Raw genomic sequence first — 22,187 nt, 5'->3', positions numbered from 1 at the left:
TTTTATTTAACCTGCCATTTTATTAATACTATCCTCCGGTGAGAACACAGAAATATGATCTACTTTACCAGTAGATTTCGGAATAACGAATTTCAACTCAAACTGATTATTTACTTTATAAATGTATATTTTATCATTACCGTTGGCTTTAACAGACGCTGGTTTTCCTAAAGCCTTTTCGATCTCTTGTAACGTAATCACTTTAAGTTCTGAATGGTAAGATCGCACGTCAAAGACTTGTGATCCTTTATTAAAGCCAAATGCAACATTTTTATTTGTAAACGTCGCATACATCCCGTTTCCTGCTTGCTCCGTCTTATTTGCTTTCCCCCATGCCTTCTCTATTTCTTCAATATCACCTGAATGTGCTGCATATGGAACATTAGGTACTTTACCTTCTTTCGCTAGCTCAAATAAATCTTTAATATGGTTAATTGATTTTGGATTAGAGTCTTTTGAAGGTTTTGATGAGTCTTGATCTTTTGGTTTTTCCACAGGGTCTTTCTCTTTTTTCGGAGCAGTCTCCTCATTCTTTTTACTCGTTTCCGGCTTATCGTTCTTTTCTTCCGTACTATTTTCTGATGTTGGATTTGTTTGTTTCTTTTCTTCTGTACTCTTACAAGCGGTTAATGCCATTACACACGTTAAAATCAGAAAAAATATAAGTACTTTCATATATACTTTCATCATTTTCAGCCCCCTCTTCAACATATTCACTTTTGTAACCATTCCATTACACTACTCTTCAAATTATTTTCACTCCAAAAAGTAAGTGCTTCTCTTTCCCCGAAAGTATGTACTGCATACTCCATATAAGATGTTCCCAAAAAATAACCGAGTCGATTGTATCCGAAATAATCCCCGCCTGATAGACGGAACCATTCTTTCTCTTTTTCAGCTGTCCATCCTTCAATGTAATCTTGTAAAAAACGTTTCTTAATCTGCTTCTCATTTTCTTTATAACATTGGAACCATGGATCACCGTCACTATTATATGAATAGTAAACAGACTCACTTAAATCTTTAACAATTTGTTTTGACAGATAAGTTGCAACACCTTCACGATACAAACTTACCGACGCATCAGTCCATTCAGCATTAGTCCAATCCATTCCGCTCTCTTGTAATACGAAATTATGATATATATGTCCGATTTCATGAGCAACGATAACACGAAGATGTTCCCTTACAGGAGGTAATTTTTCTACCGCAAAATAGATATCCCCAATAATCTGTCTTTCCACAAATGCATTGGAACCAAATGCGCCAACAAATAAATGAAATGTTACATTTACCTCAAGGCCAAATTGAGCACGATAGCCTTCACTTACTTCTTTAATAATAGATGGTAAAGTTTCCGAAATCATAAGAATATCTTCTAGTTTTGCAGGATACTTTTCAATCGCACTCGAAAGGCGTTCTTCTGTTTTCGGACAATGAAACTTAAAATACTCTTCGAATGCTTCTGGGTGCATATCATAATATTTGTTCAAGTCATGTAATCCTATATCATTGCTTTCCAAAAGCTTTAAAAAGCTTGGAATTGTATTGTTAATCATCTTATTCATCTCCTTGTATACACACCTTCTCTCCTTACTTGTTACAATCCTCTTTATAAATCTTTAAATAAGCTGTCAAAAAAGCTTATTTAAATGCAAAAAACCAGCAGGAAATGATTAATCTTTCCCTGCTGGTTTCATATTGTGGATTTCTGAAGTTTAATCAAACCATTTGTCGCTATCAGAATTCCATTTATTGTTATGTATATCGCAGTATTCATCATAATCATGAAAAGTAAAAAAACTGCCCTATTAAAGGACAGCTTCAATTATGTATTTTATACTTCAATAGATTTACCATCTTCAACAATATGGTAAAGTAAGTGTGCTAAATGATGAATCGGACCATATTCTTCCTCTTCTTCATTTGTTTCACCTTGGAATTCAAGATCGTTTAAATATAATGCTAAAAATTGATAGTATAATTTCAAATCAAATCCGTAGCAAGCACTTGGCTCTTCGTGATCTCCTTCATATTGTAACATTAAGTATTGATCATTTCCTTCTGCATCTTCTGCGTCAAAGAATACAAAGAAACCAACGTTTGTATCTAAATCAAATAGATGACGAGTACCTTTTTCTGTTGCTTTATTGAAGTCCTCTTCACTTAATTTATGTACTGTTGTCGCTTTTGCATTATCTTCTTGATGGAAATTTACTGTATATGATTTCAAATGCTGACACCTCCTGATTGTATAACAGTAGCATAACAGATTAGACCACATAATTCAAAGGGACTGCTTACAAATGTAAACAGTCCCCTGTATTCATTTCCGCATTGCACGGAATATAAAGCTTACGATGAAAATCAAAACAATCGCGCCTATTAAAGCCGGAACAATCGCATATCCGCCTATAACAGGTCCAAATTTACCAAGTAACGCTGTTCCAAGCCAAGAACCGACAATACCCGCAATAATATTACCAATTACACCGCCCGGTACATCTTTTCCAGTAATTAAACTTGCAAACCAACCTAATATACCACCGACTATTAAAGACCAAATCATATCATTTCCTCCTTTATAATTGACCAATAAAAATTATAATTAGAAACAATTGCTTACCATTAGTTATGTTACATTTTTCATAAGTTATTCGTCCTTAAAGAAATCATATATTTCTCTAACCATTCAAACCGTGTAAACTTATTCTTTGAATCAAATTTCAGCACGTATCGAACTTACATTTGATATTTAACTCAAAATTCATTATAGATAAAATAGAATAACTTTAAAATGGGGGATTCATTTGAATAACACTGACCTACTATTGTTAAATTTATCAGAAATACGAAGACGCAGTATAAAAGTTTGGACAGCTATCCCAAAAGATCGATTGGATTGGAGACCAGATACTGAAGCACTAAGTTGCAAAGAAATGATTAGACATGTACTAGAATGCGATTACTATTATTTACAAATATTAAAAAATCATGGCAAGGCTCAAAATGTACAATCTCCTTTTGAAACAAAAGCATTTACTACACTTGACGATGAACTTAATTTTTCTAAGTCTTTTCGTAATCAATTCATCAATTTTATTGCCTCTCTAGCAGCAGAGGATTTAACAAACATACAAATCGATCGTTCAGAACTAGCCGAACTTGGGTATACTGACTATATTCGAAGTTTAGGGGACATGCTTTTAAGAACTGCATATCATGAAGGTGTCCATACAGGACAAATGTTAGATTATATGCGGACAATGAATGTAGAACGTCCGGATATTTGGGACTGATTTTATATTTATAACCTTCAGTACAGATTGTTCTTTTACTGCTCAGATTCATATACTTATCTACACTAAGAACAATCTGGCTTCAATATCGTCCTCATAAATTCTTCCTTAAAGGCTTCATAACTAAAATCGACCGCAATTCTTTGTACAGGCCGATTATCAAATGTTGTCGGCTCAGCTATTTTTCTAAAATCCGCAACACTTTGACCTCTCGTTACATCATTCGTCGTACTAATCCAAACTGCCGATTTTTCATATTCAAAAATATCATCATTAATAAACGAAATAAACGGAAGTAAATCATGAATCGGACTCCCACCAATACCTGGATATTCTTTTTTGTAAAAGTTCTCGTAATAAAAATCAATCATTGGTTTAATGAGTTTCGCCTGTCCTGTACCTTCTTTATCAATAATATCGACCATTTTAGGGGTAATAAGAGCACGTTGTGTTACATTTAAAGGGTATATAGTAGCGTTCTTTGCATATTTCATAACAATATTCGCCGCAATTGGATCGCCGTAAAAATTAGCTTCCGATACTGGTGTTACATTACCTGGAAATAGAAAAGCACCGCCCATTATATAATAGGAACAAACCCGATTCATTAAATTGGGATACAATAAAAATAATGTTGCAAGTGTCGTTAATCTTCCCGTCGCCACAATAATAATATCTTCTGGACAAGGCTCAATTAATTTACTCAATTCACAAAAATTTCCCCTACCACAAATCCTCATTTTCGGTGGTATGATGGGACCTAAACCGTGATCTCCATGAATTTCAGGGAAAAATAAAGGTTCTTCAGCTGTCATCGGTCTACTAGCACCTTCAATAATCTTCACTTCTGTAGCATAATATTTTTCTAAAAAATAAACATTTTCCGTGACAATTTCCCGTGATACATTACCATACTCTGCAACGATACCTATAATATCTAATTTGCATGTTTTATTCGCATAAATTAACGCTACTGCATCATCAATACCAAAATCTCCGAAAAAAATTATTTTTTTATTAACTTTTCCCCCCCTCTCCAGCATAATCTACTATCATTATTATGCGAAAAAGACAAGGCGGTGAAACGGAGCTAATTAAAAAAGCCGCCTATTTATTGGCGACTTCAATCTTCTTATAAGATAAATATGCTAGTACATTTTTGCTTGAATCATATTTTGGATTATTCCCTTTTCTCGGTTCTCTCATATGTGTTTTTTCAAATCCAGGAATGTCAGGCATTTTCTTCAAAAATTCAATCATCTCTTCCTCAGTTCCCTCAATACGTACACGAATCATTGTTACTATTCCTCAATTCTCATTTTCTCTGTACTAAGTATAACGTACTTCGGAAAGACTGCAAGAAATTTATCTTTTTAATGTTGAACTTTTTTTACATACGAACAGTGCCATTTCAGTATAAAATGACTCTATTTTATTATTTTCAAATTTGATTTTAAAGAATTCCTGCATTTCATTTGATGTTTTCATCATACACTCTGTTAACTTTACGCGCTTTTGTACTGGCACATCCATCATATCGCACCACCAGTCAAAATCGAACTTCTTGTCAAAAGTAATGCATGATTGCATTTGTAAACCATGTTTTTCTAATAAAGTAATCCATTCTGTTTTTTTCAAAGCTCGTTCATGGCTCGGATCTCGCTTCTTTTCGATAAAGTTATAAAATGTATCAAATTCATTATTTTCTGGTGAAACATTATCAATTAATATAAATAAACCATTATCTTCTAACGTACGATTGACTTCAATAATAAATTGCAAAGGATCAACAAAGTGATGTGCTGCAATTCGACATGTAATTGTATCAAAGGATTCTTCAGCAAATGGCAAACTTTCTGCATTTCCTGCTACAAAAGACACATTTTCATGCCCGTTCCCCTCTATAAAACCTTTTGCTTTTTCTACCATTTTTTCTGTTAAATCAAGAGCGACTACTTCTTTAAACATTGGGGCTAGCAAATTTGCAACATGCCCCCCACCAGTAGCAATATCAAGAAGACGAGTATTATGACGAGTTTCAACTTGCTTAACTACATATTGTAAATCCGGTCCATTTGCATGTATTTTACTTTTCACATACTTTTCTGCATTACTACCAAATTGTTGTTTCACAAGCTCTTCTTTACTCATTTTTATCATCTTCTTTCTATAAGTATTCATATAATTAATAAGTTCTCTTTATATAATTTCAAATCCTTTTTTAGGCTCCATTCCTTGTATAAGAGTACTAGTATCCCCCAAAAATATAACTCTTACATTTTTAATTACAAAACAAAAAAGGTTACGAGAACTTATCCCGTAACCTTGAAAAACATCTCTTACATTAGAGTACATACATTTATGTCTAAAAAATTTATATCCTCCTTTAACTTCATAAGAACTTCCACTTCCTTATAAGTAGCCTCTCTCGCATACAATCCAAATTGATCCATACCAACCCATATCCATCCTGGGGTATCATAAAGTATATCTATGTTAAAATGATGCAACTTAGTAAGTTCTGATCTAATAAACCTGTCCCTACTAGCGATTTGCTTATCTATTAAACCATATTCTTTCCCATTTTCAGAAAGCGCTATAACCTTTCCTATTAGTGGATGTTCACGAACAATAAAGTGATATTCCTTTTCATCTATATTCGCCACAATCGTACGCGAATTGGATACATCAAATCCAGAATTCAGTACATTCATATCGATCAGCTCCTTTATTGTTTTCAGTAACATCATAACAAATGAATATTTAAATAACATTAATATAATGTAAAAAATATAAAGGCTGACTTCCCTTTAGAAATCAGCCTTTACACGTTATTCGTCTTTAAACTCTTTACAAAATTTTATAATACTTCTTTTTTTTCATCATTTCCGGACACTAAATTCCCTATAGCATCCGCAGTAACTTCAACTACAAACTCACAAATCCCCGCTACAACTTCTCCAATTACTTCCTCCATCTTTCTACCCCCTAGTTTTATGTAACTTATTTGTAGTATAGAAGATATTGGTTAATTTTAACTATCGGTAAAGGTGACAAAAACATTACAAATTTGTAAGCTATTTCAATGTTTTTTTGAATTATACATCCCACTTTTAAACTTTAAGTATTATTAACAACCAGATAGGTCATCATAATATAAAGTATTTAAGAATCCTAATTTAAAGGAGGCGTGTAAAATATACTACGTAAAATTAATTAAAGGTCAATCTTTCTATGCTTTTGATCATCGATTCTTAGTGTCTCATGAAGAAGAGGTTTCAGAAAAAATTTTTAATTACTTACGCCGGAATGAATTCTTCGAAGTACGTAAAGAAGAATATTCTGCCTAAAGTACGAAAAGCATCAAAAAATGACTCTCATAATTGGGATTTTTTCTTGATGCTTTTATATTATCTCCCTATATTCAACATTACTCCTCAATTATTTTAAAATCTTATAGTATATGTCCAAGCTAATTCATCGTTACCTTCATATTTTAGTATATGAGGAGGTGACGAATATGACTCATATCATTGATTACCAAGCTACTCAACCTTTAAATAAAACTGGTGAAACAACTTTTACAATTCCCGATTCCCCAGAAAAAGCAATTCTAGCAAATATTAAATTAAAAATTTCAAGAAGAGATTCACGTAATAATCGAGTAGAATTAATTGCAACAGTTGGGGTTAAAGGTATAACTGACATTGCACAAATATTATTTAGAATTTTTCGTGACAATACAGAAATCTTCAACGCCCAAGTAGGGATTGAATCTACAGGTTCTGAACAATTTTACGCACAAACATTTCAAGCTATAGATCAAAATGTTAGCTGCGGGACTCACGAGTATTCATTAACTGTAGAAAACCTTACTAGTGGTGCAAGTGCAGACATTGTTGGTCCTCTGTCTTTTAGCGGTTTAGCTATTGGACAAGATCATAAGTGTTGCTAAGTAAATTTATTGTTTAATTTTGTATTTAAGAAAAGCGAGACGTAGTATATACGTTCTTGCTTTTTTATTTTTTCTATGTTTATCTTTACTATCAATTGGTATTTAAGCATAAGTTTTTTTACATTTTGAATTGCTTATTTCAGTACTTAACAAAGTAATTTTTTTACAAATCAAAAAAATTGAAATCCACTAATGAAACACGTAATATAGACTCTGACTGTAAAAAAGCACGTTAAAAAATAACGGATAAATAAGGAGGTTTTATATACGATTTGTAAATTATAAATGACTGCGAGGTTTTTAATTATGTGGCGTAATAAAAACGTTTGGATTGTATTAATTGGGGAGTTTATTGCTGGTCTCGGTTTATGGCTTGGTATTCTTGGTAACCTTGAATTTATGCAAAAATACGTCCCTTCTGATTTCATGAAATCAGTTATATTATTTATCGGGCTGTTAGCTGGCGTTCTAGTTGGTCCAATGGCTGGTCGAGTAATTGATCAGTATGAAAAAAAGAAAGTTCTTCTTTACGCTGGATTTGGTCGTGTTATGAGTGTTATTTTTATGTTTTTCGCTATTCAATATGAAAGTATCGCTTTTATGATTGCTTTTATGATTGCACTTCAAATTTCAGCAGCTTTTTATTTCCCTGCATTACAATCTGTAATCCCACTCATCGTTAATGAACATGAGCTATTACAAATGAATGGTGTACATATGAATATCGGTACAATCGCTCGTATTGCAGGTACTTCACTAGGTGGAATTCTTTTAGTTGTAATGAGTTTACAGTATATGTATGCCTTCTCAATGGCAGCATACGCTTTATTATTCTTCTCAACTTTCTTCCTGCAATTTGAAGATAAAAAATCTGCTACATCAAGTAAACAATCTGCTAAAGATAATAGTTTTATGGAAGTATTTCGTATTTTAAAAGGAATCCCTATTGCTTTTAAAGCACTTATATTAAGTATTATCCCTCTTTTATTTATAGCTGGATTCAATTTAATGGTTATTAACATTAGCGAAATACAACATGATCCGACGATTAAAGGATTCATATATACAATTGAAGGTGTAGCGTTTATGTTAGGTGCATTCGTAATTAAACGTTTATCTGAGCATTTCAAGCCTGAAAAATTACTATATTTCTTCGCATTTTGTACCGCTTTTGCACATCTTTCCTTGTTCTTTAGCGATATAAAATGGATGGCTCTTGCCTCATTTGGTTTATTTGGATTTAGTGTTGGCTGCTTCTTCCCTATTATGTCGACAATTTTCCAAACAAAAGTAGAAAAAAGCTATCACGGACGTCTCTTCTCATTCCGTAATATGTTTGAAAGAGTTATGTTCCAAATCGTCTTGCTCGGCACTGGCTTCTTCTTGGATACGATTGGATTACAGTATATGGTTCTAATTTTTGGTTTCATTTCATTAGTAATTATTTTTATTTCCCTTTCTAAGCAGAAACAATTTGAAAAACAATCGTCACAATCTGCGAATTTATAAAACTAATACTTCTTAAGAATGGATCCCGTATTTTACTGGGTCCATTCTTTTTGAATTTCAAGGATTAAAATCTATTTTCTTTATGTAATTCAAATATTTAAAGGATTATCCCCAACTACTTTCGAATAAAATAAATTATAGATTTTTCAAAAAGGAGCTGTGGAAATGTCTGATGGCATCCAATTATTAATTATCCTTCTTTTTTCATTGGTCATGTTTGGCGTCCTTAATTTTTTAGCCATTTCCTTATCTCAAAATAACTTTAAAAGAAGGATTGTTGCAGGTTTCCTATTTTTATTGTTAACTCCCATTATCTTTTTGACTACTACAGCATTCACCACTATATTCGATAAAGATGGTTTGGGAGCAGCTAACCTAGTCTTTGTTATTGTAAATGTATATATTGTAAATGGAATTGTCATTCTTCTTTCCGCTTCATTTATCCTCAAAAAACATAACATAAGATAGATTACTAGGCATGAATCTGGCATTACACTAGATTCATGCCTTTTTATTTTGAAAATTTCACCTTTCTCCAAATTTTTATGTGAAATTTAAAAATTCTTTATAAAAATTTAAACTTTATTTTTTACAATATTCCTATCGTATTCGCACGTTTATAAAAACTAATAAGAAAGGAGTACACAATGAAAAAGCTTCTATTTATTTTTCCTATATTAGTCGTTCTACTTAGTGGATGTAGCAATAATGATATATACGGCTCTTGGGAGGTCATTGATAATAAAAAAGGTGAATGCCCTGTATATTATAAATTTGAAACAGTTGTAAAAGAAGAAAAGAAAGAAAAAATTGTTCAAAACTTAGTAAAGATGCATACAACGAATAAAAAAGAAGATTTATATAAAGGATCATTTGTAAAAAACTCTAACGTGTATCACATTGATTACGGTAACTCGTTTACATCAGATCAATCTATAAAAGTTGTCGATAATAAATTAAATGTATACTTCATGAATGCTGAGAAAATGTGTACATATAAAAAAATAAATAATTAACTATTAGAATTCAGCAACTTTCAAGTACTACAAAAGCGCAGAATGTATTTTCTGCGTTATTTCATTTTAGACGTCTTCCTCTAAAAATATATTCCCCCTTTTAAATCTTTTAATTTGAATGTAAAATTATATAATAAAACAAATTACTGTGAGGTGCTTATTTTGAGAAGCTTAAGTTCTTTAATTATATCAACAATTTGTTCAGTAGCCCTTATCATATGGAACGCTATTTCATTTTATGAAAAATTCACTACAGGAAATTCATACTATTGGATAAGCGGCATATTAGGTATGTTTTTCGTGTTCTTTTTCATTCAAAACGTGCGAGATTTTATTAACAAAAACTACAAAACCTCTTAAATGATATGAGATGAAATATGTAATAAACTTTTAAGTTAGCTGATCTATCATATAGCCACCCTCTTCTAGAAAAATTGGAAGAATAATCACCTTATGAAGTATGACATTTATTCCAATCCCTCCCTCTAAATTTGTCAATCGTTTTAATTTTCATAAAAAAATGATAAAATGTAAACATGTGTTTTCAGAATAATTAAAAACGCAGAAAGAAAACACTGTTTTTAGGAGGGGTTTTGATGACTTACACGTTAGCAACTAGAATGAAAGCATTCCAATCTTCTATATTTAGTGAATTAGGGGCCTATAAAAAAGAGAAAATTGCAGCAGGTCATACAATGATTGATTTAAGTATCGGGAATCCCGATATGCCTCCTGCTGATTTCGTAAGAGAAGCAATGGTACATACGGCGAGTGAAAAAGAAAGCTATGGATACACATTAACAGGCATACAAGAATTTCACGAAGCTGTAACTGAATATTACAACAACACTCATAACGTTATATTAAATGCTGAAAAAGAAGTTTTATTATTAATGGGTTCACAAGACGGACTCGTTCATTTACCGATGGTTTTTGCAAATCCGGGTGATATTATATTAGTTCCTGATCCAGGATATACGGCTTATGAAACAGGAATTCAAATGGCCGGCGCAACATCTTACTACATGCCATTAAAGAAAGAAAATGATTTCTTACCTAACTTAGAAGTTATCCCTGAAGAAATTGCCAATAAAGCGAAGATGATGATTTTGAACTTCCCAGGAAATCCAGTTCCAGCAATGGCTCATGAAGATTTCTTTAAAGAGGTAATCGCATTCGCGAAAAAACATAATATTATCGTTGTCCATGATTTTGCTTATGCTGAATTTTATTTTGATGGCCAAAAGCCAATTAGCTTCTTATCTGTACCTGGCGCAAAAGAAGTTGGCGTTGAAATTAATTCTTTATCTAAAAGTTATAGTTTAGCTGGTAGCCGTATTGGTTATATGATTGGTAACGAAGAAATCGTCGGTGCGCTTACGCAATTTAAGTCTAATACAGATTACGGCGTGTTTTTACCAATTCAAAAAGCTGCATCCGCTGCATTACGACACGGCGCTTCGTTTTGTGAGAAAAACCGTGGAATTTACCAAGAACGTAGAGATACTTTAGTAGATGGATTCCGCCAATTTGGTTGGAATGTCGATAAACCAGCTGGAAGTATGTTCGTTTGGGCTGAAATTCCGAAAGGATGGACCTCTCTAGAGTTTGCTTATGCACTTATGGATCGTGCGAATGTCGTTGTCACACCAGGTCATGCATTTGGTCCTCACGGCGAAGGCTTTGTACGTATTGCACTCGTTCAAGATAAACAAGTGTTACAACAAGTTGTTGAAAACATTAGAAATAGCGGTATTTTTTCTCTTGAAAAAGTAGATGAATTAGTTAAAAATTAATTACAACTCCCCCTGCTTAACTTTTGCAGGGGTATTATTATTAACTGGAGGTACGGTATGAATATTAAAGATACTCTTCCCCATCGCTATCCATTTTTAATGATCGATAAAATTACAAACATTAAAGAATCTCAATTAGCTACAGGATACAAACTAATTACAAATAACGAATGGTTTATTAATGAAAGTCAAAACCACATGCCTCATATGTTAATTGTAGAAGCACTTGCCCAACTTAGTGCATTTGTAAGCACAAGTGAATCTGATGGGTTAGGTTTCCTCTCCTCTTTAGATGGAGTTGAATTTCATGAAAAAGCGTATCCTGGTGATAAACTAGATTTACATTATGAGCTAACACGTAACCGACGAGGTTTTATTCTCGGCAAAGGAACTGCAACTGTTAACGGCCAACCAATTGTTACAATGGCGAAACTATTAATTTATCAAGCTGATTAAACAACACATAGTTAGGAGTAGAAAAATGCAGCGTGCTATCGGGATTGATGCTGGAGGAACATTAACGAAAATTGTTTACTATAACGTAGAGAATAAAATATCTTTTGAAAAATTTTATTCATATGACCACCAAAAGATTAAAGAGTGGCTTCATCAAAACAAATTCATTACAAAACTATGCATTACAGGTGGTAAATCGGCCCAATTGCAAGATCTACTTTCGGATTCATATGAGACAGTAACATTAAATGAATTCGACGCTACTATAACTGGTGTTCACTATATCCTAAACAAAGAACAACAAACTATCAATAATTTTGTATTAACAAATATCGGTACAGGTACATCTATTCACTACGTTTATGACAAGCAATATGTTCGTGCTGGCGGAACTGGAGTTGGCGGCGGTACAATTATGGGACTTTCAAAGCTATTAACAAATTTAGATCATTTTGAAGACGTAATTCCTCTTACAAAAATAGGTTCAAGAAAAAGTCTAGATATTACAGTTGGAGATATTTATGGTGGTATTCTCTCTCCTATCGATAATAGCTTAACAGCTAGCAACTTTGGGAAAGCAGCCATTACAGACTCGAATTTTAGTAGTTCAGATATAATCGCAACCGTTCAAGGACTTGTCGGTGAAGTCGTCACAGCATTAAGCCTTCAATTCGCCGAAGCGAAAAACATTGAACATATCGTTTACATTGGTTCTACCCTAAGTAATAACGTACACCTTCAAAACATTATAAGTAGCTATACAGAATATCAAAATAAAATACCAGTCTTTATACAAGATGATGGGTATAGTGGTGCAATTGGTGCTTTGCTCCATGTTACGAAATAAAAAAGCTGACTTTTGTCAGCTTTTTTATAATGGTACTTCAAATTCAATAATTGATTCTCCGTTCTCCCCAATACGTTCCACACTAATTCTATCGATTACACAGTGTAGCTTCTTATGAAAACAAGGAAGATCCCTTGCTAGTTCAGTAGCTAACTGCGAGCTTTCTTTTCTTCCGACTGTTACATGGGGTATGTACGGAATGTCTTTTCTCAAAAGTGGTAGTAATGGTCCTGTATATAATTTATCATGTAGCTCTTCTATTTGTTCTTTTCCTTGCTCAATTTCTAAAAATAAATAGTCTCCTATACTAGTTACACCACTTGCAAACTTAATCTCAATTGTACCTATCCCTTTTACCAGATTCGAAATATGTGATTTCAATTCATCATTTGAAATATTACTTTCAAAAGGAAATACAATTGTTATGTGAGGAGGAATTAAACCAAATAAAGGATCGTGTATTTCTCGAATACTTTCTATCTCATCAGTAGACATGTTATTTAGAAAAAGTAAAATTGTACGCATTTTTATATCCCCCACTCTCCTCAATTTTTTATATTTATCATATTGCATGGTAGCTTGCACTTCAACAAGTTATTTCACTTACATAGAAAAATAAAAAACTTCTCAAATGAGAAGTTTTCATATAGCATGATTATTATTTTCCCGCCAAACTTTCCTGAACTTTATATAACAAGCAATTCTCCACGGAATAATATATGATATTGCAACTACGTAAAATAATAAACCTATTGTTTGCTGATCTAAGTCAACAATATATTGTCTTGAACCATATCTTAAAATAACAATTCCAATAAAGGTAATTAAAAAGGCTGCACTTTTTTTCGTATAAATGTTCCCATCTTCTCTTCGCTCATAATTTGTTAGAAATATAAGTGGTACGGCGAAAAGACCCCCAATGAATACTGCTATAGTCACTTGTAATATAGCTGGGTGTACTGGACCAAAAAACAATAAAATACCTGGTGTTAAAAATAGTAATGGCCACAAAATACGTTTTCCCTTTCCCTTTATCGGCTTATACATAGAACGATATCGTCGCCAAAAAATCAGCAATGCTACGCATAAAAAGACGGTTATTAGTGAAGAAGTATCTCCCATACAGTCTTCCTTCTCTCTTAAAGTAATTGTACTTAAATCGCATCCTCAAAAGAAACTTTACGAATAAATAGAGCGCTAATTATAAAGTATATTAAAATAAGCACTATCGAAATTGATATAAAATTAGGTATATCAAGTAACGATTTACTATCAATAAATACCAATTCTTTCAAACCTACCTTACCATAAATTGTACTCGTCAACCCCAAGAAAAAAATCACACTAAAAGCAAAGCCTATCCAATTAAATCTTTTTTGAAAAATAGTTGTTAATTGAAATAAGCTAGCTAATAATAGATAGAACACGAACTGTGCAAAGAATTGTTCGATTGTATGTGCTCCTAAATTTATATGTTTCGTTTCATAGAATGTACCTTGTAAAAGCAAAACTTGTAGAAATGAAAAAATTACTGATTGTAATATGATAAAACATACTGAACCAATAAAGAATTGTAATCTAGTAACACCAAATGAGACAACTGTACGAAATATGTCATCTTGAACAAGAAAAACACTTGCCACAATAAATATTGCAATTGCAATAGATGAATTATTGAAGATATCATGTAAAAATGCTACCTTTAGTCCCTTTATATCAGTTGCAGTTGTTGTCCATTTTATAAGTAATGCCACACACCAGAAGATTAGAACAGCCTTATAATGAAATTTCATATGTAACTTTAATTGTTTTAAAAGCATTTTTATTTCACCTCATTATCTGTTAGATAAATAAATAGTTTTTGCAGTGTTACTCTGTCTATTTCTAACCCTTCAGTTTCTATCAGCTCATAATCTCTAGCAGAAAGATCTTCCCATATCGCAGAAATCTCTTTATTCCCATACAACTCTTGTTTTACAACATTTTTCCCCATTAAAAAATTTGTCACTTTATCTTTATGTCCTGATATTATGTGTCCTTTTTCTAAAAAATCTTCCACAGAGGATTGAACAGCTAATGATCCTTCTTTTAATATGATTACATTTTCTATAACATGGGACACTTCCTCAACTAAATGTGTTGATAAGATGATTGTTCGTGGATATTCACTATAATCTTCCAATAGCAATTCGTAAAACAACTCTCGATGTGCTGCATCTAAACCGGTAGTCGGCTCATCAAAAATAGTAATTGGTGCTCTACTAGCTAAACCTTTAATAATACCAACAATTGTTTGCATACCATGGGATAAATCATAATATTTTTCTTTTGCACTCAATTGAAATTTTTTAATAAGTTCCTCAGCATATTCTTGATCCCAATTTTCATAAAACATGTTACACAAATAAAAAACATCTTTTACCTTACTACTTAAATTAATGTTTTCTTTCACCTTTACGAAACAAATATTTTGCATCGCTTTACTATTTTCAAATACATTTTCGCCAAATACAGCTACACTTCCACTACTTGAAATAATTTGACCAGCAAGAAGGTTTAATAATGTTGTTTTCCCCGCTCCGTTTCTTCCAAGCAAACCATATATTTTATGTTCTTCCAATGAAATTGTTACTTCATTTACAGCTATATAAGTTGAATTAAAAGATTACAATCGAATGCATAATCGATCGATCACTTTTTCAGGTGTGCGATTTAATTCCTGAATAAAAGCCTGTACATTTTTTTGAATTTCATAAATCGATGAATAAAAAACATTATGAATGATGTCTGATTTGAGCCATTTCCATACCCCTTCAATTAAATTTAAATCGGGACTGTAGGGAGGTAAAAACACTAATTCTAAGCGATGACAGTGTTTCCTTAAAAGTGGTTGGATGAGCTTCGCATGATGAATACGCGCATTATCTAGAATAAGAGCTATTTTCCCGTTGGGATACAGTTCAAGTACATGCTGAAGAAAACGAAGAAATGCTTCGGCATCATACCGCTCCTCTTCTACACAAACTAACTCACCTGTTTCATAATTAAGTGTACCAATAAGTTTAACACCTTGGTGTTTCCCATAAGTAGGAATACTGCGTTGTTTTCCTTTTAAAAACCATGTATGCTGCAGTGCTTGGTAATCGCGGATCATGGACTCATCTTGAAACAGAAGATGGTCAATCTCCTCGTTTAAAAGTTTTTTTTTTATAGGCGGGGAAGGTAACTTCCCTAAACTCTTGTTGTTTCACCGGGTCTGCTTTCGCTAATGTATACGTCGGTTTTGTGTAACTAAGCCCTAAATCATGTAAAAGTCGAGACACCCCGCGAAGTGTGTAACTTACGTTCCATTCTCTTTTAATGAAAGAAGCGATAATGGATAAAGTCCAATTATGTTTAGCTGGAAATCCAACATCAACGGGTAGATGAGATGCAATCACTTGAACTAACTCCTGTTCTTGTTCAGGGGCTAATTTACGTGGTGCTCCTGTTGATTGTCCCATGAGTAAGCCATGCAATCCTTTTTCTTTGTAAGCATTCACATAATTATAGATTGTTTTTTCAGAACGACCAATCATGTTCATTATTTCTTTTATAGAAAAGCCTTGTACATAGAAATAGATCGTTTGATAACGTTCATACATTCGTTTCGTTTTAGTCGTTTTCATTGCTACAAGTAGGCTTTCTTTTTCGTTTTGGTGTACATGTGTCATTTTGCTCCGCTCCATTTGTCAATATATGTTACTTATTATATTTCGACAAACAGTAGCTGTAACCTTTTAATTCAACTTATATAGTTTCTTTTTATATTTTTTCGTTAAATCTTTCGTTTCAAGTGCAAACATTACTCTTTCCCCTCCTTCGTAATTTTGTGTATCATGTCCATCAATTCGTCTTTTGATATTTCTAGTACTTTTGCTTCTTCCCAAACTTTAGGTAAATACTCGGTCATAAAAGTATTTTGTCTTTTTTTTAGTACGACTTCTTTTGCTCCCTTTGTAACAAACATCCCGATCCCTCTCTTTTTATATAAAATCCCCTCATCTACTAGTAGATTTACTCCTTTTGCAGCTGTAGCCGGGTTAATTTGTAACATCTTCGCAAATTGATTTGTCGACGGAACTTGTTCTTCTTCAAGTAATATGTCTTTTAAAATATCAGATTCAATTGTTTCTGCAATTTGTATGTATATTAACTTATTTTGTTCTAGAGTAGGTTTCACGATTTCACCACCTTAGGTTCATAGGTTCATTACTTATGTAATTAACCATAGCACAACATTATATTTTTTTCCATAATTTTCATCAAAAAAAGAATCATTCGATACTGAATGACTCCCTTTGAAAAATGTCCGTATTTTCAATCGTTAAATAACCACATCTTCCTCCATATCACTTAGATTCCCGCACAGGATGTTCATCAAAGAATTGTTTCCGGAAATCTTTATTATTAACAAGCGCTACTATTTTTTCTAAATTACCATAAAAGAAGTTCATTATGATTCCCTTATTCCATATTTGATCACCTTTCGGAAAATCATTAAATTCTTTATACAGTATAGGTAAGAGTTCTTCTCTTTTCAGTGTAAAATTCTTAGTTTCCAACTGAAACTCATACCCTTTCGCATTTGGTACTAAAATTGCAAGATAAATAGCATTAAAGAGAAAGTTCTTTTTCATCGTATCCTTTTCGTCAAACCAATACGTCTCAATCATATCTTCTGTTAATTTATCGTTCTTTTTTTCACCGTATTTCACTGCGACTTTCTCATTTTTCAAGCTTATACTTTGAACTGTTTCACCACCAGGTAAACTTTTAACAATTGCAGACACATCAGAATTATTTCCAACGTACGTCCACGTATATTTCTTAAAATCCGCTGGTCCAATATCTGATATTTCTTTTATTCTCCCTCCGTTAGAACAAGCAGTAACAAATAAAAAAATTGTTAGCATAACACCCGCTATTTTATTCATATAGTTCATTAGACACCCCCATTTTCTATATATAATTCGAGTAATACAATATATCCATTAAAAACCCTTCAAAATATACGCATTTTAATCAAAATTAAAAATTTTCACTTTTTATGTTTACAATTATCCATTAATTGTATATACTTACTAACGTAAGAAAAATATTCTAAAAGGAGGTCGAAGGAAATGATGAAATTACAATTACATGCTTTAACTTTAGCGTTAACTGCACCTGTGTTTTTCGGACAATTGAATATGAATTCGACCACCCTAATGGAGAATTGAAAATCGTACTTTATTTCTATTAATTCATAAATTCGCCACAGGAGGTCGTATACTTTCCTGTGGCTTTTTCACGCCTAGCCATAGGAGAACTATATCTTCCTGTGGCTTTTTTGTGCGATTTTTTAGTCTCTTACATTATTTTTTTAAGAAAGGAGCAACATTCGATGACTATTAACGTATTGTTTTTAAGTATTACGATTCAAAGAAACACACTTTCAAAGGCTGAAATGCTTCATAATGAACAAATTGAAAAAGCAATGGATCGTGTTAAGGAGCGCCAAGCACATTATTGCGATCACTTGTAATTCCTTTTCGAAAGGAGGAATTCGCTTATGACTTTTCATATTTTCTTTTTTACGACTGCACTTCAGAAAAAAACTTTATCTGAAGCTGAAATCTTTCATAAACAACAATTAAAACAAACTATGGATAAAATAACGGACATTAAAAGTTCGTATTATACACAAATGTATTAAAAATACTTTTTAAAGGGGCAATATCCTAATGAAATTTAAAGCTTTCTTTTTAACGATTACCATTCAAAAGCGTAAATCTTCAAAAACTGAAATCTTACGTGAACAACATATCAAAAACATTATGGACGAAGTGAAAGAGCGCCAGTCCTCTTATTACAATCGTCTTTACTAAATAAATGATAAAGGGGCAATATCCTAATGAAATTTAAAGCTTTCTTTTTAACGATTACCATTCAAAAACGTAAACCTTCAAAAGCTGAGATCCTACGTGAACAACAAATTAAGAATATTATGGATGATGTGAAAGAGCGCCAGTCCTCTTATTACAATCGTCTTTACTAAATAAATGATAAAGGGGCAATATCCTAATGAAATTTAAAGCTTTCTTTTTAACGATTACCATTCAAAAACGTAAACCTTCAAAAGTTGAAATCTTACGTGAACAACAAATTAAAAATATTATGGATGATGTGAAAGAGCGCCAGTCCTCTTATTACAATCGTCTTTACTAAATAAATGATAAAGGGGCAATAAGCCAATGAAATTCAAAGTATTCTATTTAACGATTACCATTCAAAAAAATAAATTTTCTAAGTCTGATATGCTTCATGAACAACAAATTAAACAGGCTATGGACAACGTAAAAGAACGACAAAGTCATTACTGTAGTCACCTGTAATCCCGATTTGAAAGGAGGAATTCATGTATGAAGTTTCACCTTTTCTTTTTAACCATTACGATTCAAAAAGAAACTATCTCTGAAAATGAAATTAAACAAGAGCAACAGTATAAAAAGATTATAGATGAAATTCGTGATCGTAGAAGCAAGTACTGCACTCACCTATAATTATTTGAAATTAGGAGTCGATTATGATGTTAATAACGCGGTGTAAAGAAATGATTTGGATAGTTCAGAGGGATTCCACGTAGTTTAACAGGAATACTTTATACATGCGTTGTAGTTAATTTGATGTGTAAAAAATATATAATAATACGCCTTTCATACACTCTAAAAATTTGAAAAGATACACCACTTTTTCAGCGGTGTATCTTCCCTAATTTTTTCTATTTCCGATTACTTCGTTTCGTTTTAAACAATCTCACTAGGTTCGAAACAACTGTTTTCGTTACCGCATAAACAGGCACCGCTAAAATCATTCCGATAATTCCAGCAAAGTTACCTACTCCTAAAATAAGGATAATAATCGTTAACGGATGAATGTTTAATTTCGAGCTCATAATACGTGGAGATATGATGTTACTTTCAAACTGCTGTACAATTGTTACAATAATAATTACGTACAGAGCTTGCATCGGAGATACGAATAGACCGACAATAACAGCTGGTGCTGCTCCGATAAAAGGACCTAAGTTCGGAATTATATTTGTAAGTGCTGCGATGATCCCTAAAACGAAAGCGTACGGTAAACCGATGATTAAATAACCAGTAAATGTAAAGGCGCCAATAAACATACAAACGAGTGCTTGACCTTGAATATATGCAGATAATGTTTCGTTCGTTTCCTTTATGATACGAAGTCCTTCTTCACGGTAAGACTCTGGTAATACACTAACGGCTTTACCTGGAAATGCATGTCCATCTTTAAACATATAAAATAAAATGAACGGTACTGTAAAAATAACTAATGCTACGTTCGTGATAATACCAAATAAAGCCGTTGCACTCGACGTAAGTGTGTTTGGTATTTCCTTTAAGTATTCAATTGCATTTTTCTCAATTGTCTCAATGGAAACGTAGTTTTGTGTAGATAGCCATTCAAATAATCTATGATGGGATAGATCTTGTATGTATACTTTTCCCTCTTTTATATAAGTCGGCATGTTTTTCACTAAATCCATTAGCTGTTGTGAGATTGTTGGAACAACTACTCCAATAGCAACTCCAGTTAATGTAATGATAAAAAGATACAGTAGTAAAATCGCTAAACCTCTCGGTACTTTTTTATTCTCCAAAAAGACTAACAATGGGTTAAAAATGAAGTATAAAAATAGCGCGATTAAAATTGGGAAAAATAATGTTGATATGAAGATACCAATCGGTTGAAATAGAAACGATATTTTTGTGCAAATAAATATAATTCCTACAACCATCAGCACTTCTAATGTCCAAAAGTGCACTTTCGATTTCAAAAAAACATCCTCCTTTAAACTAGCACTTCTTTTCATTGTACCAAAATAAACATGAATTTTACATAATATTTTCCTTTACAATATTCCAAAATACCTTTAAATACACTACAATGAGATTGCATACAAATTTGTAGGTAAAGGTGATAAATATGACCCAATGCATCATTTGCAGAAAAGATACGAAAGAACTTAGTGAACAATATGTCATACCAGAGATATTATGTGGATATTATTTCACAAACTCCATTTGTGATTCCTGTCATGAACACATGACAACAAATATTGACCGTCCTTTAATTAGACATAAATTAAGTCAATATAAGATTGAGCAAATGAAAAAACAAATCGACTCCCCTCTCTATACGAATGAACATGGTGAGGAGCTGGCGGCCGCTGAAACGGATGTAGTCGAAGTAAGTGATGAAATACTTTATTCCAATGCATTAATTATGAAACTATGTAAAAAGCACGATATTTCATTACATAATGAAATTTGGAAAGAAGAGCGCGTAACAAAAGTAGCTAGTTCTATTCAACGTGAATTGCTTTTAGATAACCGTAAATATAAAATGAGTGTATTAAAAATGGCTTATACTTTTGCTGTACAAACAATTGATGGCTACTTTGACGATCCAGATGCGATTGATATTTCTACCATTCTATTAAATGCCGATTTCATGGAATTAAAGGAAAAGAGTATCGTTCGTGACTTAAGCAAAAGTTCTTTATGGAATACATTAAATACCACGAGTGAAAACCATTACTTTATTTTACTTAGTGATAAAGACGGGCTGTTCTGCTTCATTCGCCTATTTGATATTTTTGACGTTGTTGTTCATTTATCAGAAAAAAGGTACGATCTTCCATCACCAATTGTCGGCGTAAATAATGTAGACAAAAAAGGATTTTTTGTAGAAAGCTTAAAACAGTATATGGACGGGCTATTTAAAGAAACTAAACCTTCTATTTAATCGACACCAGAACATACGGTCTCCTTTCTTCATGAAAAGACACTGTGTTATAATGAGTATGAAAAGAACAATACAATCACATAAAACAATTAAAAACTGTATATAAATAAAAAAGGACTAGTGTGCGGCTACACACTAGTCCACGTAACTTAGCAGATTGGATTGTTCATTTATCCTATTTGTTTCGTACAAACACAACAACCCACTTTCTATAGGCATAGGTGGGTTGTTATTTTTTGAGCTTGTCAATTAAGACGACAATAAACGTTAACAATGCAACGAGAAACAGTCCACCTTGCAGCAGCAACGTAATTTCACTCACGAATTATCACCCCCCTCCTACCTGGAGAAGTGATAATTGAACAACCAACCGCACCTTAAGTTACCTCTTAATTTTACCATATTTATTAATTGTTTACGATGAAAACCCGCAAGCTTAAAAAATTGCGA

Annotated in this window: 34 protein-coding genes and 1 pseudogene; 18 read left to right on the top strand and 17 right to left on the bottom strand. The window is 32.6% G+C overall.

Annotated elements, in window-relative coordinates; genetic code table 11:
* Positions 1-6 precede the first annotated feature (6 nt).
* The 4 genes from ACP6L7_RS07975 to ACP6L7_RS07960 all read right to left on the bottom strand — a co-directional run bounded on the left by ACP6L7_RS07975 (position 7) and on the right by ACP6L7_RS07960 (position 2,569).
* Positions 7-690, bottom strand: a complete 684-nt coding sequence (locus tag ACP6L7_RS07975) for a YjgB family protein (RefSeq protein ID WP_141533388.1) — start codon at positions 688-690, stop codon at positions 7-9.
* 23 nt (positions 691-713) lie between these two features.
* Positions 714-1,559 (bottom strand): DUF5700 domain-containing putative Zn-dependent protease, encoded by an 846-nt coding sequence (locus tag ACP6L7_RS07970; protein WP_097829461.1) that lies wholly within the window; start codon positions 1,557-1,559, stop codon positions 714-716.
* Positions 1,560-1,837: 278 nt separating this feature from the next.
* Complete coding sequence (locus ACP6L7_RS07965) at positions 1,838-2,233, bottom strand: hypothetical protein (protein WP_000844593.1); 396 nt, start codon at positions 2,231-2,233, stop codon at positions 1,838-1,840.
* A gap of 93 nt (positions 2,234-2,326) precedes the next feature.
* Positions 2,327-2,569, bottom strand: coding sequence for a GlsB/YeaQ/YmgE family stress response membrane protein (locus ACP6L7_RS07960; RefSeq protein WP_002013368.1), 243 nt, complete (start codon positions 2,567-2,569; stop codon positions 2,327-2,329).
* Positions 2,570-2,810: 241 nt separating this feature from the next.
* Between ACP6L7_RS07960 and ACP6L7_RS07955 the strand changes: the two genes are divergently transcribed.
* Entirely contained in the window at positions 2,811-3,299 is a 489-nt protein-coding gene (locus ACP6L7_RS07955; protein ID WP_097829463.1) for a DinB family protein, read from the top strand.
* A 65-nt stretch (positions 3,300-3,364) separates the two neighbouring features.
* On the opposite strand, the gene ACP6L7_RS07950 is transcribed toward ACP6L7_RS07955, so the two are convergent.
* The 4 genes from ACP6L7_RS07950 to ACP6L7_RS07935 all read right to left on the bottom strand — a co-directional run bounded on the left by ACP6L7_RS07950 (position 3,365) and on the right by ACP6L7_RS07935 (position 6,013).
* The gene (locus tag ACP6L7_RS07950; RefSeq protein WP_098361714.1) at positions 3,365-4,342 is read right to left on the bottom strand and encodes a nucleoside hydrolase; all 978 of its coding nucleotides are present in this window, start codon (positions 4,340-4,342) and stop codon (positions 3,365-3,367) included.
* Between the two features lie 64 nt (positions 4,343-4,406).
* The gene (locus ACP6L7_RS07945) at positions 4,407-4,595 is read right to left on the bottom strand and encodes a DUF3970 family protein (RefSeq protein WP_097829465.1); all 189 of its coding nucleotides are present in this window, start codon (positions 4,593-4,595) and stop codon (positions 4,407-4,409) included.
* A gap of 69 nt (positions 4,596-4,664) precedes the next feature.
* Entirely contained in the window at positions 4,665-5,450 is a 786-nt protein-coding gene (locus ACP6L7_RS07940; protein ID WP_097829466.1) for a class I SAM-dependent methyltransferase, read from the bottom strand.
* A gap of 188 nt (positions 5,451-5,638) precedes the next feature.
* Positions 5,639-6,013, bottom strand: a complete 375-nt coding sequence (locus tag ACP6L7_RS07935; protein ID WP_097829467.1) for a hypothetical protein — start codon at positions 6,011-6,013, stop codon at positions 5,639-5,641.
* A gap of 483 nt (positions 6,014-6,496) precedes the next feature.
* Here ACP6L7_RS07935 and ACP6L7_RS07930 point away from each other — a divergent pair, with 483 nt between their 5' ends.
* The 9 genes from ACP6L7_RS07930 (at position 6,497) to coaW (ending at position 12,878) form a co-directional block, all read left to right on the top strand.
* Positions 6,497-6,649 carry a YqbF domain-containing protein gene (locus ACP6L7_RS07930; RefSeq protein ID WP_080001761.1) on the top strand — a complete coding sequence of 51 codons (153 nt, stop codon included), beginning with the start codon at positions 6,497-6,499 and terminating at the stop codon, positions 6,647-6,649.
* A gap of 170 nt (positions 6,650-6,819) precedes the next feature.
* Positions 6,820-7,254, top strand: a complete 435-nt coding sequence (gene exsC / locus ACP6L7_RS07925) for an exosporium protein ExsC (RefSeq protein ID WP_097829469.1) — start codon at positions 6,820-6,822, stop codon at positions 7,252-7,254.
* 306 nt (positions 7,255-7,560) lie between these two features.
* The gene (locus ACP6L7_RS07920; protein WP_097829505.1) at positions 7,561-8,763 is read left to right on the top strand and encodes an MFS transporter; all 1,203 of its coding nucleotides are present in this window, start codon (positions 7,561-7,563) and stop codon (positions 8,761-8,763) included.
* Between the two features lie 165 nt (positions 8,764-8,928).
* On the top strand, positions 8,929-9,231 hold the full coding sequence (locus tag ACP6L7_RS07915; protein WP_097829470.1) for a hypothetical protein: 303 nt from the start codon (positions 8,929-8,931) through the stop codon (positions 9,229-9,231).
* 179 nt (positions 9,232-9,410) lie between these two features.
* Positions 9,411-9,779, top strand: coding sequence for a hypothetical protein (locus ACP6L7_RS07910; protein ID WP_097829471.1), 369 nt, complete (start codon positions 9,411-9,413; stop codon positions 9,777-9,779).
* A 162-nt stretch (positions 9,780-9,941) separates the two neighbouring features.
* Entirely contained in the window at positions 9,942-10,139 is a 198-nt protein-coding gene (locus ACP6L7_RS07905) for a DMT family transporter (RefSeq protein WP_097829472.1), read from the top strand.
* A gap of 236 nt (positions 10,140-10,375) precedes the next feature.
* Positions 10,376-11,575, top strand: a complete 1,200-nt coding sequence (locus ACP6L7_RS07900) for an LL-diaminopimelate aminotransferase (protein ID WP_141533387.1) — start codon at positions 10,376-10,378, stop codon at positions 11,573-11,575.
* A 57-nt stretch (positions 11,576-11,632) separates the two neighbouring features.
* The gene (locus ACP6L7_RS07895) at positions 11,633-12,031 is read left to right on the top strand and encodes a 3-hydroxyacyl-ACP dehydratase FabZ family protein (RefSeq protein ID WP_097829474.1); all 399 of its coding nucleotides are present in this window, start codon (positions 11,633-11,635) and stop codon (positions 12,029-12,031) included.
* 25 nt (positions 12,032-12,056) lie between these two features.
* Positions 12,057-12,878: a type II pantothenate kinase gene (coaW, locus tag ACP6L7_RS07890; protein WP_097829475.1), complete on the top strand. Its 822-nt coding sequence runs from the start codon at positions 12,057-12,059 to the stop codon at positions 12,876-12,878.
* A 24-nt stretch (positions 12,879-12,902) separates the two neighbouring features.
* Here the strand turns inward: coaW and ACP6L7_RS07885 are convergent, their stop codons facing one another.
* The 7 genes and pseudogenes from ACP6L7_RS07885 to ACP6L7_RS07855 form a co-directional block, all read right to left on the bottom strand.
* On the bottom strand, positions 12,903-13,403 hold the full coding sequence (locus ACP6L7_RS07885) for a 2'-5' RNA ligase family protein (RefSeq protein ID WP_097829476.1): 501 nt from the start codon (positions 13,401-13,403) through the stop codon (positions 12,903-12,905).
* Positions 13,404-13,520: 117 nt separating this feature from the next.
* Positions 13,521-14,000 carry a CcdC family protein gene (locus ACP6L7_RS07880; RefSeq protein ID WP_097829477.1) on the bottom strand — a complete coding sequence of 160 codons (480 nt, stop codon included), beginning with the start codon at positions 13,998-14,000 and terminating at the stop codon, positions 13,521-13,523.
* Positions 14,001-14,032: 32 nt separating this feature from the next.
* The gene (locus ACP6L7_RS07875; RefSeq protein WP_097829478.1) at positions 14,033-14,698 is read right to left on the bottom strand and encodes a DUF4052 family protein; all 666 of its coding nucleotides are present in this window, start codon (positions 14,696-14,698) and stop codon (positions 14,033-14,035) included.
* A 2-nt stretch (positions 14,699-14,700) separates the two neighbouring features.
* On the bottom strand, positions 14,701-15,525 hold the full coding sequence (locus tag ACP6L7_RS07870) for an ATP-binding cassette domain-containing protein (protein ID WP_430529026.1): 825 nt from the start codon (positions 15,523-15,525) through the stop codon (positions 14,701-14,703).
* Positions 15,526-15,543: 18 nt separating this feature from the next.
* Positions 15,544-16,591, bottom strand: a pseudogene (locus ACP6L7_RS07865) (IS630 family transposase).
* Positions 16,592-16,722: 131 nt separating this feature from the next.
* Complete coding sequence (locus ACP6L7_RS07860) at positions 16,723-17,100, bottom strand: GntR family transcriptional regulator (protein WP_097829480.1); 378 nt, start codon at positions 17,098-17,100, stop codon at positions 16,723-16,725.
* Between the two features lie 169 nt (positions 17,101-17,269).
* Positions 17,270-17,863: a DUF4825 domain-containing protein gene (locus ACP6L7_RS07855; RefSeq protein ID WP_097829481.1), complete on the bottom strand. Its 594-nt coding sequence runs from the start codon at positions 17,861-17,863 to the stop codon at positions 17,270-17,272.
* 440 nt (positions 17,864-18,303) lie between these two features.
* Between ACP6L7_RS07855 and ACP6L7_RS07850 the strand changes: the two genes are divergently transcribed.
* From ACP6L7_RS07850 to ACP6L7_RS07820, 7 genes are read left to right on the top strand one after another with little or no spacing between them, the layout of a single operon-like run.
* Positions 18,304-18,444 carry a YrzI family small protein gene (locus ACP6L7_RS07850; protein ID WP_097829482.1) on the top strand — a complete coding sequence of 47 codons (141 nt, stop codon included), beginning with the start codon at positions 18,304-18,306 and terminating at the stop codon, positions 18,442-18,444.
* 27 nt (positions 18,445-18,471) lie between these two features.
* Complete coding sequence (locus ACP6L7_RS07845; RefSeq protein ID WP_097829483.1) at positions 18,472-18,615, top strand: YrzI family small protein; 144 nt, start codon at positions 18,472-18,474, stop codon at positions 18,613-18,615.
* A 28-nt stretch (positions 18,616-18,643) separates the two neighbouring features.
* Positions 18,644-18,787, top strand: a complete 144-nt coding sequence (locus ACP6L7_RS07840; RefSeq protein WP_097829484.1) for a YrzI family small protein — start codon at positions 18,644-18,646, stop codon at positions 18,785-18,787.
* 26 nt (positions 18,788-18,813) lie between these two features.
* A complete protein-coding gene (locus tag ACP6L7_RS07835) occupies positions 18,814-18,957 on the top strand; it encodes a YrzI family small protein (RefSeq protein ID WP_002147208.1) in 144 nt (47 codons plus the stop codon).
* A 26-nt stretch (positions 18,958-18,983) separates the two neighbouring features.
* Positions 18,984-19,127, top strand: a complete 144-nt coding sequence (locus tag ACP6L7_RS07830) for a YrzI family small protein (RefSeq protein WP_098519725.1) — start codon at positions 18,984-18,986, stop codon at positions 19,125-19,127.
* Positions 19,128-19,153: 26 nt separating this feature from the next.
* Positions 19,154-19,294: a YrzI family small protein gene (locus tag ACP6L7_RS07825; RefSeq protein WP_097830467.1), complete on the top strand. Its 141-nt coding sequence runs from the start codon at positions 19,154-19,156 to the stop codon at positions 19,292-19,294.
* Between the two features lie 27 nt (positions 19,295-19,321).
* Complete coding sequence (locus ACP6L7_RS07820; RefSeq protein WP_097830466.1) at positions 19,322-19,462, top strand: YrzI family small protein; 141 nt, start codon at positions 19,322-19,324, stop codon at positions 19,460-19,462.
* Positions 19,463-19,680: 218 nt separating this feature from the next.
* On the opposite strand, the gene ACP6L7_RS07815 is transcribed toward ACP6L7_RS07820, so the two are convergent.
* Positions 19,681-20,766: an AI-2E family transporter gene (locus ACP6L7_RS07815; protein WP_000837890.1), complete on the bottom strand. Its 1,086-nt coding sequence runs from the start codon at positions 20,764-20,766 to the stop codon at positions 19,681-19,683.
* 149 nt (positions 20,767-20,915) lie between these two features.
* On the opposite strand from ACP6L7_RS07815, the gene ACP6L7_RS07810 reads away from it, so the two are divergent.
* Positions 20,916-21,737, top strand: a complete 822-nt coding sequence (locus ACP6L7_RS07810) for an HNH endonuclease (RefSeq protein WP_097830465.1) — start codon at positions 20,916-20,918, stop codon at positions 21,735-21,737.
* A 229-nt stretch (positions 21,738-21,966) separates the two neighbouring features.
* Here ACP6L7_RS07810 and ACP6L7_RS07805 read toward each other — a convergent pair whose 3' ends face one another.
* On the bottom strand, positions 21,967-22,059 hold the full coding sequence (locus tag ACP6L7_RS07805; RefSeq protein WP_001290205.1) for a putative holin-like toxin: 93 nt from the start codon (positions 22,057-22,059) through the stop codon (positions 21,967-21,969).
* Positions 22,060-22,187: the final 128 nt, after the last annotated feature.

This window comes from Bacillus silvicola (genome assembly GCF_050524305.1).
GTDB lineage: Bacteria > Bacillota > Bacilli > Bacillales > Bacillaceae_G > Bacillus_A > Bacillus_A cereus_AT.
Note: the sequence above shows the minus strand (reverse complement) of the source record. Positions and strands in the feature narration are given on the sequence as shown.